Below are 13,931 nucleotides of genomic sequence, written 5' to 3'. Positions count from 1 at the left end.
TTCCGCAAAGAAGCGTTCGTAGAAGGTGTTGTCCCGCTGAAACTGCACCTCACAGAAATAGACGGTTCCTGAGGGGTCAGGGGGCACGAAGACGCCATCTATGCGAAAGGCCGTTTGCTTCAGCTCCACGGACTCAAAACGATACCCCTGAGGCGTGTCTCTGCCCAAGAGGTCAAAGAGGGTCTGGGGCAGCTGGGCAAACAGTTGGTAAAAGAGGGAGTCGCGGTGCATGGGCTAGGAAGAGCGATCGCTCCGACCAGAAACCTCAGAAAACTTCAGAACTAGAGTGTTATGGAGGCAGGGGTTCCCCCTATGCTAAGCTGAGGACTGTATAGAATATGTTGTGGTTTTGCATAGATCCCTATGGCGACGTACTATTACATTCTCGCAAGCAAAAAGTTTTTGACTGAGGAAGAACCCCTTGAGGAAGTGTTTCGCGAGCGACAGCGTCACTATCGGGAGCAAGGCAAAGAGATTGATTTTTGGCTGGTGCCCGAGCCGGCGTTTTTAGAGCAGCCCCAGTTTGCTGAACAGAAGGCGCGTTGTCCACAGCCCGCCGCAGCCATTATCTCCACCAACCAGCAATTTATTCAGTGGCTGAAGCTGCGCTTGGAGTATGTGCTGATGGGGCAATTCACCAGCGAGGAGGTTCCGAATCCCCTTGCTTCCCTTGCAAGCGTTTAGGGACAGGCTTGAGCAACATCGGGATTTTGTTGACGGTAGTCCTTGAGCCAGTCACAGGCGCTGGTTAATAACTGTCCTAGGGTGGCCAGCGGGCTAATCAAGACCTCGTCATCCTCGGTACCAATCGCCACATAAAGTTCGTCTTGGCCACTCACATCAACGCTGTAGGGAATGGCAGAAATACGATCAATCAGTGTAATGAGCTGGCCTCTTTGGTTCCAAACCCGCACACTGCGATCGGGGGAGGCGGTGGCAATCATTTCACCATTGGGGCTAAGACCGAGACTGACAATACTGCGCTGGTGAGCACGAAACACACGGGGGTTGCTGGGGGCATTCTTGCCGTGAATTGACCACAAATAGACGGAGCCACTTTCGCCAGCCGCCGCTAGGAATTGGCCGTTGGCACTAAATTCAAGGCTAGCCAGCCATCCTGCATCAGGGTTCAGGCGATAGGCAAGGCGATCGCCCTCAAAATTCCAGACCTCAATTGTGCCCGCAGACCCCGTACTCGCCAGCAGGGGGAGTGTCGGATGGAAGCTGAGGCTCCAAATTTCCCCTTCACTTTTGCGCTTTTGAATGTTCTCTGGCCGCTGGAGGTCAACAAGATAAATGGTGCCTTTTTCATCGCCTGCGGCTAAGTACCGTCGTTGGGGATCCATGGACACGGTGTAGAGGGTAGCCTCGATGGGCAGTTGCCAGATTTGCTGGGAGCGATCCGCAAGGTTCCAGATCACTAATTTTCCCCCTTTGGTGGCGATCGCCACCCGTTGGCCGCTGGGACTAAAGAGCACTTGGTTGATGCCTTGAGGATCGAGAACTGGGGTTGTGGCAAGGAGCGTGCCATCCCGTCGCCAGTACTTGACACGACCATCTTTGCCCCCCGTGACCACTGTGGCTGCTTGGGAATCTAAGGCCACTGTCCAAATACTTTCTTGATCGGCAAACCAGTGTTCCGTACGGTGATGATCGAGGAACCATAACGTCATTTGCCCCCCGCGATCGCTACTGAGGAGCACTGAACCCGTTGCATTAAAGCTGACAGTATTGATCAGGCGTTCATGACTCCCCAACTCAGCAATCAGTTCACCCGTTGGCTGCCACAGACGCATCGTGTTATCTGTGCTCAGGGTCAATAGACGATAGCCCACAGGAGACGTACCCACAAAATACACTGGGGCTGCACTGACACGCCATTGATTGATTTGTTGCCCCTTGGTGTTCCAAAGGCGGAGGGTGCCATCTTTGCCTACCGTCGCCAGTTGGCCATTGCTGAGATAGGTCAAACTGGTTTGGGGAACGGGAAGATCGGCTTGGACTTGCCATGCTTGGAGCAGTTCCCCCTGACGAGACCAAACCCGAATCCAGCCTTCTTCATCGGCAGTGGCCAAGCGATCGCCCCTGATGGCATAACTCAAGCTATTGATACTCTGGCTAGGGGTGGGAATAGTGGCCAGTAATTCCCCTTCAAGGCTCCAACGCAGCATATCCCCTGTAGTTGTGGTGGCCGCCAACTCCTGCCCCTCTGGACTAAAGCGAAAGTTATTGATCGGTAAGGCAGGCAAACGCCGTTCAAAGATAAGTTTTTGCAGTTCGACACGCCACAGGGAAATTTCGCCCTTATTATTGAGCAGACCCACGCGATCGCCCCTAGGGCTGATCCGTGCCAGTTTGACATTGCCAATCTCCAAAGACTGGGCACTCAGTCGCTCGCCGTTCACTCGCCAAAATTCGACAACGCCGCTTTCACTAATGCTGAACTGCTGACCATCAGCCGTCAAAAAGGCCGCCATCAGGGGGGTATTGTCACTCTGCCATTGGTTGCGGGCTTGAATGTGATCGAGGAGAAAATTAAGCACAAAGAGGGGGCGCGTCGTAGGGTATTGACTCAGGGGGCGATCGCCCACCAGTCGTTTTAAGTGGCGTCCTGCCTCAATACCTGCTAAAAGGGCGGGTAACTCTTGGGCTTGAAACTGTTCCAGAAGATCATTACTGGTTTGCTCAAGGGCTAGACTTTCTTGGGAGGCTTGCAGATCTGCATAGGTTTTTGCCAAAATTGCCGCTACCCCCAGAGAAATCACAGAAACAATACCAAGAGCCATGAGGGCGCGGCGGGTCAGACGACTGGCTTTTTGGCGAGCTGCCTCGAGAATGCGGTTGGCAGCACTGATCGTCTCCTTTTCTTGGCGCTCGAGCAGTAACGTGTCTTGAATCGCTTTCTGGTTGGCCTCCTGACTGGCAGAAAGATACTGATAATCCAGATCACTGAGGCTTTTGCCACTGGCCCAGATCAACGCTTCCTCAAGGGCTTGTCCCCGCAGGAGACGGGAGCTATCACTGCCCCCAGAGCGCAGCCATGCTTGGAACTCCTCACTGTAGGGGCGCAGTTGTGCCAACTGTTGCTCAACCCACTGGGCATCAAAAACTTGGGCATAGATGGGGTTAAACACCTGCAATTTGCCTTGGCGCTGGCACACCAATCCCGTTAGAGCGAGGGCTCGCTGCTCACTACTGCCATCAAGGGGAATACCCCCCGTTTCTAAAACCCGCTGATAGAGACCCAAGAGACGACCGATGCGCTGTTCATCGGCCAGCAAGCGATTGCGAATGGTCTTGAGGTGTTCGGGTTCATCTTGCCGCTCCCAATCCTGAAGGATATGCTCTTGGACAAACTGGGCTAACTCATGGGAGAGGGTTGACGCCGGCATAAATGACCCGTGGTGTTGCAGCAGGCGACAGAGCTTTTGGGTCAAGAAGGGTTGGCCACCCGTCCAATTGAGAATTTCCGCCAAGAGTTGATCGGGGTTGTCGCTAAGATGGGCAATGCCCTTGAGTAGGGGGGTGGCTTCCGCAAGGGTAAATCCCTGTAAATCAATGGCACAACCAATGTTAAAGGGGGTGCGTTGCTTATCTTGAATCAGTTGATCGGGGGTGGCCACGCCAAAGAGAGCAAAGGTTAAGCGCTGATATTCGGGATAATCTGCCCGTTGGTTGTAACAAGCGCGGATCCAAGCAAAAAAATCATCGGTGGAAAAGGGCAGACTCAACAAACTATCAATTTCATCAATAAAAATGACAAGGGGTTCACGGGTGTGGGCAAGCAGCACTGTTTCTACGAAATCACTGAGGCGCTGAATGGGTGACACCAGCTGGCGATCGCGCCACCAAGCGCGCAAGGAGACCACATCAGTTAACTGAAATCCCTGAATGAGGGCACCCACAAAGCTGGCATACCACTGCTCGGGTTGAATATTTTGGCTGCCAATTTTGGTAATGTCGAGGGCAGCACAGCGGTACCCCATTGTGATCAATTGCTGTGTTACTTGCACCCGCAAGCTGGATTTGCCCATTTGCCGCGAATTGAGAATATAGCAAAACTCACCAGCGGTCAGGGCAGCCAACAGATCCGCATCCGCTTGCCGTCGGACATAGACTGCCGATGTGGTCGGTAAACTGCCCCCCACTTGATAGGTGGTTGCTGCATCCATTGAGGGTGACCTAGTTGGAAACGGTACGCTCCGGTGCTGTTGACGTGGTTGCCCTCTCTGAAGTGGCCTGACTAGCAAGAAATTCTTTTTCTGTCACTTCTCCCAGTTGCCCCATCGGTTGGGACGGACCATTATTGACACTCACCTTGACAGCGCCAGCATTCCCCGTGCGGACAATTAAACGTTCCTTGGCTTGCCAACTGCGCTCTGTTCCCGACGCCAAAATACCGGCATAGACAACTCGACCATCGGCTTCCACCTCGAGCCACGAGGCATCGGAGAGGGACAACTTGACCTCAACCGTTTCAGGGGTCGTGGGGCTGGGCGTCGGTGTTGCCGCTGCTGTGGGGGTGGGTGTGGGGCTGGGGGACGCGGTAGGGGTCGGTGCGGGGGCTAAATCGGTGATGCTTTGGGCTTGAGGACGAAAGAGATAGGCCAACCCAGCCACTGCTGCTGCCACGAGGGCAAAGTACATTAGGTAGAGGTGAATTGGGCGCAACTGCCAACCTATATCGCCCCTGGGAAGACTGGGTTTATCGGGGCGCTCCACAGGGTCAGCCACTGTTGGAAAATTGGCGGCAATACTTTTGCCATCAAGGCCAAGGGCATCGGCAAAACGGCGAATAAATCCTTGGGTATAGACGGGTTCGGGCAACTCCTCAAGGTTGGCATTTTCAATGGCTGCAAGGATTGACTGGCGCACCAACGTTTTGGCGGCCACCTCCTCAAGACTTAGACCCACTTCCCCTCGCTTTTCGCGGAGGAAGGCACCAATTTCTGCCAGTTTTTTTGCCTGTTGATTACTGAAGTGAGGCATCGCTATCTATCTCCTGCCGTCAGTCTATGCCAATTTGCCGAAGAGGGGTTTAGCCATTGGGATTATCCTATAGCAAGCTGCTGTGGATTGGGGGACTGCCTTTGCTAGGCTAGATCTGGCTTTTAGACGCACCTCTTTTTATGACTCAGTTCTCTCCCTTGTACGAAGGCAAGGCAAAGATTATTTATGCCACAGCGGATCCAGACATCTTGCTGGCGGAGTTCAAGGATGAGGCCACCGCCTTTAATGCCCAGAAGCGTGGCTCGATCCAAAACAAGGGAGTGATGAACTGCGCGATCGCCAGCCATTTGTTTCAGTATCTAGCGGCTCAGGGCATCCCCAACCATTTTATTGCCCAAGTGGCGCCAAACAAGATGCACATTCGGCGAGTAGAGATTATTCCCCTTGAGGTGGTGGTGCGCAATCGGGCAGCGGGAAGCCTTTGTCGGCAGACGGGATTGCCCTTGGGATTAGAACTCAATCCCCCCTTGGTGGAGTTTTACCTCAAGAATGATGATCTTGGTGACCCGCTCCTTACAGGCGATCGCCTGCGCCTATTGCAGATTGCTACAGATGAGGAAGTTGCAACGATCAAGGAAATGGCCTTGGCCGTCAATACCCATCTCAGTCGCTTTTTTGCGGAGTGTGGCATTACCTTGGTGGACTTTAAGCTGGAGTTTGGCCGCAGTCCGACGGGGGAGATTCTTTTAGCGGATGAAATTAGCCCCGACAGTTGCCGCCTCTGGAATCAAGATGAAAGTGATCCTAAAAAGCGCATTCTCGATAAAGATCGTTTTCGCCAAGATTTGGGCGCCATTGAGGATGCCTACGCCCTCGTGATGCAGCGAGTGTTAGCCCATAGCGTGAGTTAGCAAGGGGTGGGCAATGACCGTTGTACTTGGCGCCGATGTGGGTGGCACAAAAACTCTCATCGAATTATGGGATGTGGTGGGCAGTGATTGGCATTTGCTTCACAGGGCGAAATACGCCAGCCGCGATTTCCCTGACTTGACAACTCTTTTGCAAACGTTCCTCAAGGAGAGTCCTGCCCATCCACAGCGGGCTTGTCTGGGGATTCCGGGGCCTGTGATTGACCAAGTGGCTCAGGTCACCAATTTGGGCTGGCGGGTCAGTGGTGCCGAATTAGAAACGGCATTGCAGATCCCTTGCGTGACGCTGCTGAATGATTTTGCAGCCGTAGCCTATGGTGCATTAGTATTACCGCCGACGGATTTTGTTGTCCTTCAGGAGCGGCCGCGGCGTCCCCAAGCGCCTATTGCCCTATTGGGAGCGGGTACTGGCTTGGGGGAAGCACTGATGATTTGGCAGGGCGATCGCTACCAAGTGATGCCCCTAGAGGGTGGCCACACCGACTTTCCACCCCGCAATGAACAGGAAATGGGTCTATTGCGCTATTTGTGGCAAACCTACGAGCGAGTTTCTGTGGAACGGGTGGTTTCTGGCGCGGGGCTAGTGGCAATTTACGAGTATCTCAAGAGTGTCCACTTTGCTCCCGAATCAGCAGTGGTTGCAGCAGCCATGGCAGAGGTGGAGGATCGCGCCGCCGTGATCAGTCAATACGGCCTTGAGGGGGATCCTCTGTGTGCAGAAGCCTTACGGATGTTTGTGGATGCCTATGGGGCAGAGGCTGGCAACCTTGCCCTGAAAAGTTTGCCCTTGGGTGGGGTGCTGATTGCCGGAGGGATTGCCCCCAAAATTCTGCCGAAAATGACCGATGGCACGTTTCGCCAAGGGTTTGTGAGTAAGGGACGATTTCGCCCCCTGATGGAGCAGTTGTACGTTGCAGTGATTACGAATCCAGAGGTGGGATTGCGGGGCGCGGTACATTTAGCCGCTCAGGGGGCCTAGGGGTTAGAGGTGCTTCAGTTGTGGATAGGCCATTAGCAACTCATCGGCAGTGAGGGTGTCACCAATCGCTTGGGGTTGCCAGAGCAATTCGACCGCCAGTAGGCGATCGCTACCAATGCCTCCCAACTGTTGCAGCGCTTGCCGTAGCTCTAGGTCATTATTGACTGCGGGCAGTTTCAAGCGACCCGTGGCAGCCACCACCAAAGTTACAACAATATATTCACCCACATCATTGCTGACAATGGGGGCGATCGCTGTTTGCTTAATGTCACGGCGGTAGTTGGAGAGGGTTTCAGCGCTCAGCTTACTGCGCTCCGCAAGTGCCAGTTGGTTAAAGGCGGTTTCTGCTTGCAACAGCTTGGTTTCTTGGCTACTGGCATGGGCATAGACCCAGTATTGGGGATGGCGCAGCAGGGCAAGGGTTGCCTCTTGCAGCACTTTGGTCAGACCTTCGGGCGTTGCGGTATCGGCAGTGAGGGCTAGTTGATTGAGTTCCTCTTGGAGTTCGCGAGCTTGAGCCAGAAGCCCTACCTGCAGCGTATGTAGCGAGACCACGGGGTTGTCTTGGTAGATTTCTGACTCATCACTGCTATTGCGGAAGTTGCGGAAGGTGGAGATCAAGATATTGGCCAGCACACCAATCATAATGATCGTGAATAGGCCGCCAAAGCCACCGCCAAAACCAAAGAAGGGAATCAGGAAGGGAAAGCCAAAACCACCGCCATAGACTGGAACGGGCTGAGCATAGCCGCCGTAATCACTGCGGGGGGCACCGTAGGAACGGGTGGGCGCCGGACGACTAAAGGAGCCACCCCCGACACGTCCACCACTGCGGGCGGCCCATGCGGCACCACTATCAAGGATAAGATGGGCAATCAATACCCCCACTGCCACAATGGCGGTGACAGATTTGAGACGTTGCCAAAAAGTTTTCATCATAAATCGTGTTCCCAAGGATTGACACACCGAAGGAGAGGTCCTGCTCTCAGTCTAACGTTTTGTCATCTTTAGAACAGATGGGTAAACCCTACAGCCCTTTTCGCGGGGATGGAACACGCTGGCAGCAGTCAAAATTACGGAAGCCTCGCGCCCCCTTGGTGTAGGCCATATTTTAGAAAAGGGCTGTATTACGATATGAAAAGCAAACTTTCGATGAATGCTTTGCCTGCCGAGTTCTGTTCACGAAAACAATGATTGAAATTCCTGAGCCTCTTAAGCCGGTGATTACCTTTGCCCACCCGGTGCTGATGTGGATTCTTTTTGCGCTCACACTTTATGCCATGTATTTAGGGATTCAAACCCGTCGCCTGCGCTCCCTCAGTGGCGAGGAAAAGAAAGCGCTGATCCAAGCCAAGGTGAACGTCAAACACCACCAAGTTGGCGCCATCTTACTCGCCCTAATGGTGATGGGCACGATTGGCGGTATGGCTGTGACCTATATCAATAATGGCAAGCTCTTTGTCGGGCCCCACTTGATTGTGGGTCTGACCATGACGGCTCTGATTGCCCTTTCCGCTAGCTTAGTTCCCTTTATGCAAAAGGGCAGTGAGACGGCTCGAGCCCTGCACATGACCCTCAACCTGTTTCTGGTGATCCTCTTTGGTTGGCAGGCGGTGACGGGTCTGCAAATTGTGCAACGCATTCTCAATGCTAGTTAGATGCGGATGGCAACCTAGGCAGCGAGTGTAGCAATTGCAAAATCTCTGCAACAAGCGAGGACTTTTGTGCCAGAATATGAGGAGCACTAATTACAGCCCTTTTCACAGGGATGAATATGCTTAGCACTGCGAAAGCACGTGTGGGTCAGCATTTCACTTACCTGACGTACCCGATATTTCAGAAAAGGGCTGTACTGCAAATAATTCCTAATGCAGTGGGTGCTCCTTCGCTTTACTGATTGCAGACAGTTCGCTTTCTGGGTGATCATGACCACACTTCCCCTGATGCCAACGCTTCAAACAGCCGTCCAAGTTGAGCACTTACATAAATCCTTTGGCCGCTTTGCTGCGATTCGCGATGTCAGCCTCTGGGTTCAGGAGGGGGAAATTCTGGGTCTATTAGGACCCTCAGGCTGTGGCAAGACAACCTTACTGCGCTTAATTGCGGGTCTGGACACGCCCGATGCCGGGGAAATTAGGGTAGGCGATCGCTGTGTGGCCGCGGCCAATGTCTTTGTGCCCCCTGAGCAACGGTCTTTGGGCATGGTCTTTCAGGACTTTGCCCTGTTTCCCCATTTGACAGTGGCGGAGAATATTGCCTTTGGTTTGCAACAACAAGGCCTGAACAAGCAGCAAATTCAGGAGCGGGTGGCAGCAGTTTTGGCTCTAGTGCAGCTGGCGGATCTGAAAAAGCGCTATCCCCATGAATTGTCGGGTGGCCAACAGCAACGAGTTGCCTTGGCGCGGGCGATCGCCCCCCAACCAGCGGTGATTCTTCTGGATGAACCCCTGAGTAATCTGGATGCCCAAGTGCGGCTGCAACTGCGGGAAGAGTTACGCCGAATTCTCAAGGGCACAGGGACAACGGCAATTTTTGTGACCCATGATCAGGAGGAAGCCCTGAGTCTGTCGGATCGCTTAGCCGTCATGGGCGAAGGAAAAATTGAACAGGTGGGCACGCCGGAGGAGATTTATTGCTGCCCGGCCTCGCGATTTGTGGCTGGGTTTATTAGCCAAGCCAACTTTTTGCCCGCCTGTGCTGAAGGTTCTCAAGTGCTCACGGATGTTGGCGTGTTTCCCCTGCCGGAAGCACTCCCCAAGCGGGAAGGGGAGGTGATGATTCGGGAAGAGGATGTGCAATTGCAGCCAGACACTGCGGCAACCAGCTGCTTTGTGATTCGCGATCGCCAGTTCCTTGGTCGCGAGTATCGCTACTGCATTCAACTGCCCTCCGGTCAAGATTTCCATGCCCGCCAGCCCCTTGCTGTGAATTTACCCGTTGGTACCCCTGTGAAAGTGGCCGCGCAAGCGGTGCGTTTCTTTCCCAAGGAACTCTAATTTAGGGCACGCCCCATATATTCGCCCCAAAGAGCAGCAGCCAACCCACTACTGCCTTGGCTGGGACTATTATCATCATTGCCCAGCCAAATTCCGGTGAGAACATCGGCAGTGGGCACATAGCCAATAAACCAAAGATCGCGACCATCATTGGTAGTGCCGGTTTTGCCAGCGACTGGACGACCAATGGCAGCGGCACGACCCGTTCCCCGGCTGACAACAGCTGTCAGCAAATGCGTCATTTCATTGGCGATCGCTGGATCGAGCACCCGTTGAGGCCTTTCATCACTCGCGGCATAGATCAGGCGACAGGTCTGCCAGTCGTTTGTACTTTTACAATCACCGCCATCGCGCACCGAAACAATGGCATGGGGGGGAATGCGCTGTCCTTCATTGGCGATTACGGCAAAGGCACCACTCATTTCAAGGAGGGTCGTCTCACTTTGACCGAGAACAAGGCCGGGCACCGCTTGCAGAGGCGTCGTAATCCCCATTGCTCTGGCCAATCGAATGGTGGCCTCCAAACCAACGGCTTGGGCAAGACGTAAAGCAATCGGATTTTCCGAAAGGGCTAAGGCGGTGGCTAAATCCATGGCACCACCCCCCCCACGGCAGCCCTCGAACTGTTGCCCCTGCCAGAAGACGGGCGCGCAGGAAAAGGTTTCACCAGCCCTATGGCCTTGCAGGAGGGCTTCGGTATAGACAAACACCTTGAATGTGGAGCCCGGTTGACGCAGGGCAAGGGTGGCACGGTTAAACTGGCTTTTTTGGTAATCCACGCCACCCACGAGGGCAAGAATCAGACCATCCCTCGGCCGCAGGGTAATCAGTCCCCCCTGATGAACCCCATAGGCGCTGCCAGTGCTGGTGATAAAATTGCGCAGACTGGTTTCGGCCAGTTCTTGCCAGCGGGGGTCTAGGCCTGTCTCCACAATCAGGTTGCCCTCTTGGGCGAGTTCATCGCCAAGGAGTTGAGCCAGTTCTTGATAGACATGGTCGGTGTAGTAGGGAAAGCGCTGGGTGCTGAGCCATTCTCGCGCCTTTGGGCTAATTTCAATGCGGGAGCGACGGGCGCGATCGCCCTCTTCTTTGCTGATGTAGCCCTGCTGCACCATGCGCAAAATGACCCGATTGCGATAATCCACCGCCGCATCGTAGTCGCGCACCGGGTTAAAGCGGTTCGGTGCCGGCAGAATCCCCACTAGGGTGGCGGCCTCATTGAGTGTCAAGTCTTTGGCAGGCTTATCAAAGTAGAATTGCGCCGCATCCTCAAAGCCACGATTGCCCATACCCAGATAGACACGGTTGAGGTAGGCCAAGAGCAACTCATCTTTGCTGTAGAAAAATTCCAACTTGAGGGCAACCGCCATTTCGCGCCACTTGCGGCCGAGGCTCTCATCCATCCCCACATGGGAACGAAAGAGTGTACGTGCCAACTGCTGGGATAGGGTACTTGCTCCTTCGCGTGTTTGGCGGGTTAATAGGTTGGTAACTACCGCTCGCGCCATGCCCAGAGGATCAACACCAAAGTGCCAGTAGTAGCGCACATCCTCAGAGGCCAAGACCCCATGGACTAAGTAAGGGGAAAACTCATTGAGCCGTTTGAGTTCGCGGTGGGGGCGATCTTCGACTGGATTGATCAGTTCCCCTTGGCGATCAAGGAGAATAATCGGGCCTTGCTCAAGGGGTGGCAGGGGACGCACCGCCACTTTGTTGGCTTCCACACTCAGCAAGCCAATCCCAAGGGCACTGATGCCCATAATTCCCCAAATGCTGTAGGTGAGAACCGCAACCCATAGCGGGGGCGGATTGTGGAAGTGGAGGGTAACGGCGCCTTTCACCTCCGGTGGTCCAAGGGTGATCACATCGCCATGGTGTAGCTCAGCCGTTTGCAGTCGCTTACGTTGGCGATAGATGCCATTGGTGGAGTCCAAATCCTGAATTTGAAAGACCCCTGTGGGGGTGAGGCGTTTGAGGCGGGCATGGGTGCCACTGACAATTTCGGCATCGACAATAATATCGGCGCGGCTCTGACTGCGGCCAAGAATGTAGCGATCGCCCACCAAGGGAAAGACTTGGCGTTGACCTTTGAACTCCACCCATAGTTCGGGCGTGCGGGCATTTTCCCGCAGGGAGACCTGTTGCCAATCAAAGCGAGAGTGTACCGTCTGTACCGCTTGGGTGACGGTTTGAGTCATGGACTGCCAAAGATCGCGGGCAGGATTGGGCATGGCAGCAGCTATAGGGACAATGATATTGGACGCACTGACAACCTAATTGTATCCCTACATTTCTGGCACATAGCCCGCTGGCACAGCACTGGGATCCGTATCCCGCTTGGAACTGAGAATATCCATTCGGTCAACTAAAATGACCGGCGAGGAGCGCTCGGCCCCCGTGTTGCGGTCTTGCCAGCGATCGAACTTGAGACTGCCCTTGATACCCAACAGCGTTCCTTTGCGCACATAATCAGCAGCCACCTGAGCGGTTTTTCCCCAAATTTCCAAGTTAAACCAATCGGGCTGATCCTCCTTGGTGGGGCGATTCACGGCTAAGGTCAGCCGACACTTCACACTCCCCGACTCAAAATAGCGAACGTCGGGATCACTGCCGACACGACCCACTAGATGAACCACGTTTAGACCCATGGCTGACTAGCCTCAAACTGCTCTTTGCCCCATTGTACATGGTTCCATTGGTGCTACTGCCTCAAAGCCCAGCCAGCGCCTTGCTCAGCTGTTGCCTCTCTATAGATTTTTGTAAAAATTGGGTTCTGCGGGGTTACCGAATGCGGGGATCAGCCCATTTCAGGAGTAAATCTGCAAGGAGGTTGCCAATAATCAGCATCACTGCCCCCATCATCAGGCTGGCCATGACCACGTAAATATCTTGGGCAGTTACCGCCTGTAAAATTAAGCGCCCCAGACCCGGCCAGTTAAAGAAAAACTCGGCAATAAAAGCACCACTGAGGAGGCTGGCAAATTCAAAACCCAACAGGGTAATGAGGGGGTTCACCGCATTGCGTAGGGCATGGACGTAGATCACCCGCGATTCTGGGAGTCCCTTGGCTCGTGCCGTTTGAATGTAGTTTTGCCGCAGCACATCTAGTAAATTACCCCGCATCAACCGTTGTAAACCCGCAAAACTGGTGAGGGTGAGGGCGATAGTCGGTAAAATCAGGTGCCAAGCAATATCCAGAACTTTGCCCCACCAAGGGAGGTCGTCGTAAAACAAACTGGTCATGCCCCCTACGGGAAACAAAGGCGTACTTTGCGCCAGAAACAAGAGTAACAGAGCCGTAATAAAACTGGGAAAGCCTTGGCCAATGTAACTAATGACCCGCAGCAGGCGATCGCTCCAACGATCTTGCGTCACCGCTGCCCAAATACCTAAGGGAATGGCTAATCCCCAGGTGAGCAGAATGGAACTTACGGACAACAGGAGGGTGGCGGGTACCCGCTCCCACAATAGGGAGGCCACCGATCGCTGGTAGACAAAACTAGTGCCAAAGTTGCCATAGCGAATAATCTGCCACAGCCAGTGCAAGTATTGCTCCACGGGCGACTTGTCAAGACCAAATTGCCGCTCCAATTCCTGCAGGCGTTCCAAAGAAATTTGGGGATCCGCCTTGAGATTGTCCAGATAGTTGCCCGGTGCCAACTGCATAATGGCAAAACTTAACGCCGAGGCCAACAGCAGCGTGATCAGGGCTTCCCCCAAGCGCTGCAAAATCAGGCGGCTCGTTTCATTCCCAAGACCTTGACCAGTGGATTTACCCATGGCTTATTTAGAGGCCAGCACGGCATCAATAGCAGCCTTGAGTTCTGCTTCACTCAGTTGGGTAATGACAAACACCTCCTGCACCGTTTTGCCTCGCCGCGCAATCAGCTTAAATCCGCCCTTGATCGGTACCGACACCCGTAGATGCAGATGGGGGGATTTCCCTTTGACGGGAGCAATGACACCGGGCGTGAGGGTACTAATGCCTGCCACCTTGGCCAATTTTTCCAAGACGGGAATGAGACCTTCAATGTGAGTGGAGTGATTGAGGACGACCCGACCCGTTCCTGCTGCCAT

The 13,931-nt window shown here is 54.0% G+C and carries 13 protein-coding genes; 5 read left to right on the top strand and 8 right to left on the bottom strand.

The features are described 5' to 3' along the window. Nucleotides 1–231, bottom strand: a 231-nt coding sequence (locus tag RHK62_RS09535) for a DUF2887 domain-containing protein (protein ID WP_310453640.1), incomplete at its 3' end; no start/stop codon positions are given. Nucleotides 232–363: 132 nt separating this feature from the next. Here RHK62_RS09535 and RHK62_RS09530 point away from each other — a divergent pair. Further along, entirely contained in the window at nt 364–684 is a 321-nt protein-coding gene (locus tag RHK62_RS09530; protein ID WP_011057339.1) for an MgPME-cyclase complex family protein, read from the top strand. Here RHK62_RS09530 and RHK62_RS09525 read toward each other — a convergent pair. Then, entirely contained in the window at nt 681–4,172 is a 3,492-nt protein-coding gene (locus RHK62_RS09525; protein WP_310453639.1) for an AAA-like domain-containing protein, read from the bottom strand. The two genes, RHK62_RS09530 and RHK62_RS09525, sit on opposite strands and share 4 nt — an antisense overlap. Nucleotides 4,173–4,182: 10 nt before the next feature. Beyond that, nucleotides 4,183–4,989 carry a helix-turn-helix domain-containing protein gene (locus tag RHK62_RS09520; RefSeq protein ID WP_310453638.1) on the bottom strand — a complete coding sequence of 269 codons (807 nt, stop codon included), beginning with the start codon at nt 4,987–4,989 and terminating at the stop codon, nt 4,183–4,185. 140 nt (nt 4,990–5,129) lie between these two features. On the opposite strand from RHK62_RS09520, the gene purC reads away from it, so the two are divergent. Further along, nucleotides 5,130–5,861, top strand: coding sequence for a phosphoribosylaminoimidazolesuccinocarboxamide synthase (gene purC / locus RHK62_RS09515; RefSeq protein WP_302677432.1), 732 nt, complete (start codon nt 5,130–5,132; stop codon nt 5,859–5,861). A gap of 13 nt (nt 5,862–5,874) precedes the next feature. After that, on the top strand, nt 5,875–6,858 hold the full coding sequence (locus RHK62_RS09510; RefSeq protein WP_206200352.1) for a glucokinase: 984 nt from the start codon (nt 5,875–5,877) through the stop codon (nt 6,856–6,858). A 3-nt stretch (nt 6,859–6,861) separates the two neighbouring features. Here RHK62_RS09510 and RHK62_RS09505 read toward each other — a convergent pair whose 3' ends face one another. Continuing rightward, nucleotides 6,862–7,797, bottom strand: coding sequence for a DUF1517 domain-containing protein (locus RHK62_RS09505; RefSeq protein ID WP_310453637.1), 936 nt, complete (start codon nt 7,795–7,797; stop codon nt 6,862–6,864). Between the two features lie 251 nt (nt 7,798–8,048). Between RHK62_RS09505 and RHK62_RS09500 the strand changes: the two genes are divergently transcribed. Together RHK62_RS09500 and RHK62_RS09495 are read left to right on the top strand one after the other, a co-directional pair. After that, a complete protein-coding gene (locus RHK62_RS09500; protein ID WP_206200350.1) occupies nt 8,049–8,516 on the top strand; it encodes a DUF4079 domain-containing protein in 468 nt (155 codons plus the stop codon). Between the two features lie 267 nt (nt 8,517–8,783). After that, nucleotides 8,784–9,854, top strand: coding sequence for an ABC transporter ATP-binding protein (locus RHK62_RS09495; protein WP_302678396.1), 1,071 nt, complete (start codon nt 8,784–8,786; stop codon nt 9,852–9,854). Here RHK62_RS09495 and RHK62_RS09490 read toward each other — a convergent pair. The 4 genes from RHK62_RS09490 to RHK62_RS09475 form a co-directional block, all read right to left on the bottom strand. Then, on the bottom strand, nt 9,851–12,085 hold the full coding sequence (locus RHK62_RS09490) for a transglycosylase domain-containing protein (protein WP_206200348.1): 2,235 nt from the start codon (nt 12,083–12,085) through the stop codon (nt 9,851–9,853). The genes RHK62_RS09495 and RHK62_RS09490 overlap by 4 nt on opposite strands. Nucleotides 12,086–12,139: 54 nt before the next feature. Continuing rightward, nucleotides 12,140–12,502, bottom strand: coding sequence for a single-stranded DNA-binding protein (locus RHK62_RS09485; RefSeq protein WP_302678394.1), 363 nt, complete (start codon nt 12,500–12,502; stop codon nt 12,140–12,142). Nucleotides 12,503–12,635: 133 nt separating this feature from the next. Then, nucleotides 12,636–13,634 (bottom strand): ABC transporter permease, encoded by a 999-nt coding sequence (locus tag RHK62_RS09480; protein WP_310453636.1) that lies wholly within the window; start codon nt 13,632–13,634, stop codon nt 12,636–12,638. A gap of 3 nt (nt 13,635–13,637) precedes the next feature. Further along, on the bottom strand, nt 13,638–13,931 hold the full coding sequence (locus RHK62_RS09475) for a DUF2103 domain-containing protein (protein WP_302678392.1): 294 nt from the start codon (nt 13,929–13,931) through the stop codon (nt 13,638–13,640).

The organism is Thermosynechococcus sp. HY213, from assembly GCF_031460975.1.
GTDB lineage: Bacteria > Cyanobacteriota > Cyanobacteriia > Thermosynechococcales > Thermosynechococcaceae > Thermosynechococcus.
The sequence above is the reverse complement of the archived record's forward strand: the minus strand, read 5'-3'. Positions and strand labels throughout refer to the sequence as shown.

What these genes read in the sequence shown, in the direction of transcription:
- RHK62_RS09530 (WP_011057339.1), top strand. Translation starts at nt 364, where the DNA reads ATGGCGACGTACTATTACATTCTCGCAAGCAAAAAGTTTTTGACTGAG.
- RHK62_RS09525 (WP_310453639.1), bottom strand. Translation starts at nt 4,172, where the DNA reads ATGGATGCAGCAACCACCTATCAAGTGGGGGGCAGTTTACCGACCACA.
- RHK62_RS09520 (WP_310453638.1), bottom strand. Translation starts at nt 4,989, where the DNA reads ATGCCTCACTTCAGTAATCAACAGGCAAAAAAACTGGCAGAAATTGGT.
- purC (WP_302677432.1), top strand. Translation starts at nt 5,130, where the DNA reads ATGACTCAGTTCTCTCCCTTGTACGAAGGCAAGGCAAAGATTATTTAT.
- RHK62_RS09510 (WP_206200352.1), top strand. Translation starts at nt 5,875, where the DNA reads ATGACCGTTGTACTTGGCGCCGATGTGGGTGGCACAAAAACTCTCATC.
- RHK62_RS09505 (WP_310453637.1), bottom strand. Translation starts at nt 7,797, where the DNA reads ATGATGAAAACTTTTTGGCAACGTCTCAAATCTGTCACCGCCATTGTG.
- RHK62_RS09500 (WP_206200350.1), top strand. Translation starts at nt 8,049, where the DNA reads ATGATTGAAATTCCTGAGCCTCTTAAGCCGGTGATTACCTTTGCCCAC.
- RHK62_RS09495 (WP_302678396.1), top strand. Translation starts at nt 8,784, where the DNA reads ATGACCACACTTCCCCTGATGCCAACGCTTCAAACAGCCGTCCAAGTT.
- RHK62_RS09490 (WP_206200348.1), bottom strand. Translation starts at nt 12,085, where the DNA reads ATGCCCAATCCTGCCCGCGATCTTTGGCAGTCCATGACTCAAACCGTC.
- RHK62_RS09485 (WP_302678394.1), bottom strand. Translation starts at nt 12,502, where the DNA reads ATGGGTCTAAACGTGGTTCATCTAGTGGGTCGTGTCGGCAGTGATCCC.
- RHK62_RS09480 (WP_310453636.1), bottom strand. Translation starts at nt 13,634, where the DNA reads ATGGGTAAATCCACTGGTCAAGGTCTTGGGAATGAAACGAGCCGCCTG.
- RHK62_RS09475 (WP_302678392.1), bottom strand. Translation starts at nt 13,931, where the DNA reads ATGGCAGCAGGAACGGGTCGGGTCGTCCTCAATCACTCCACTCACATT.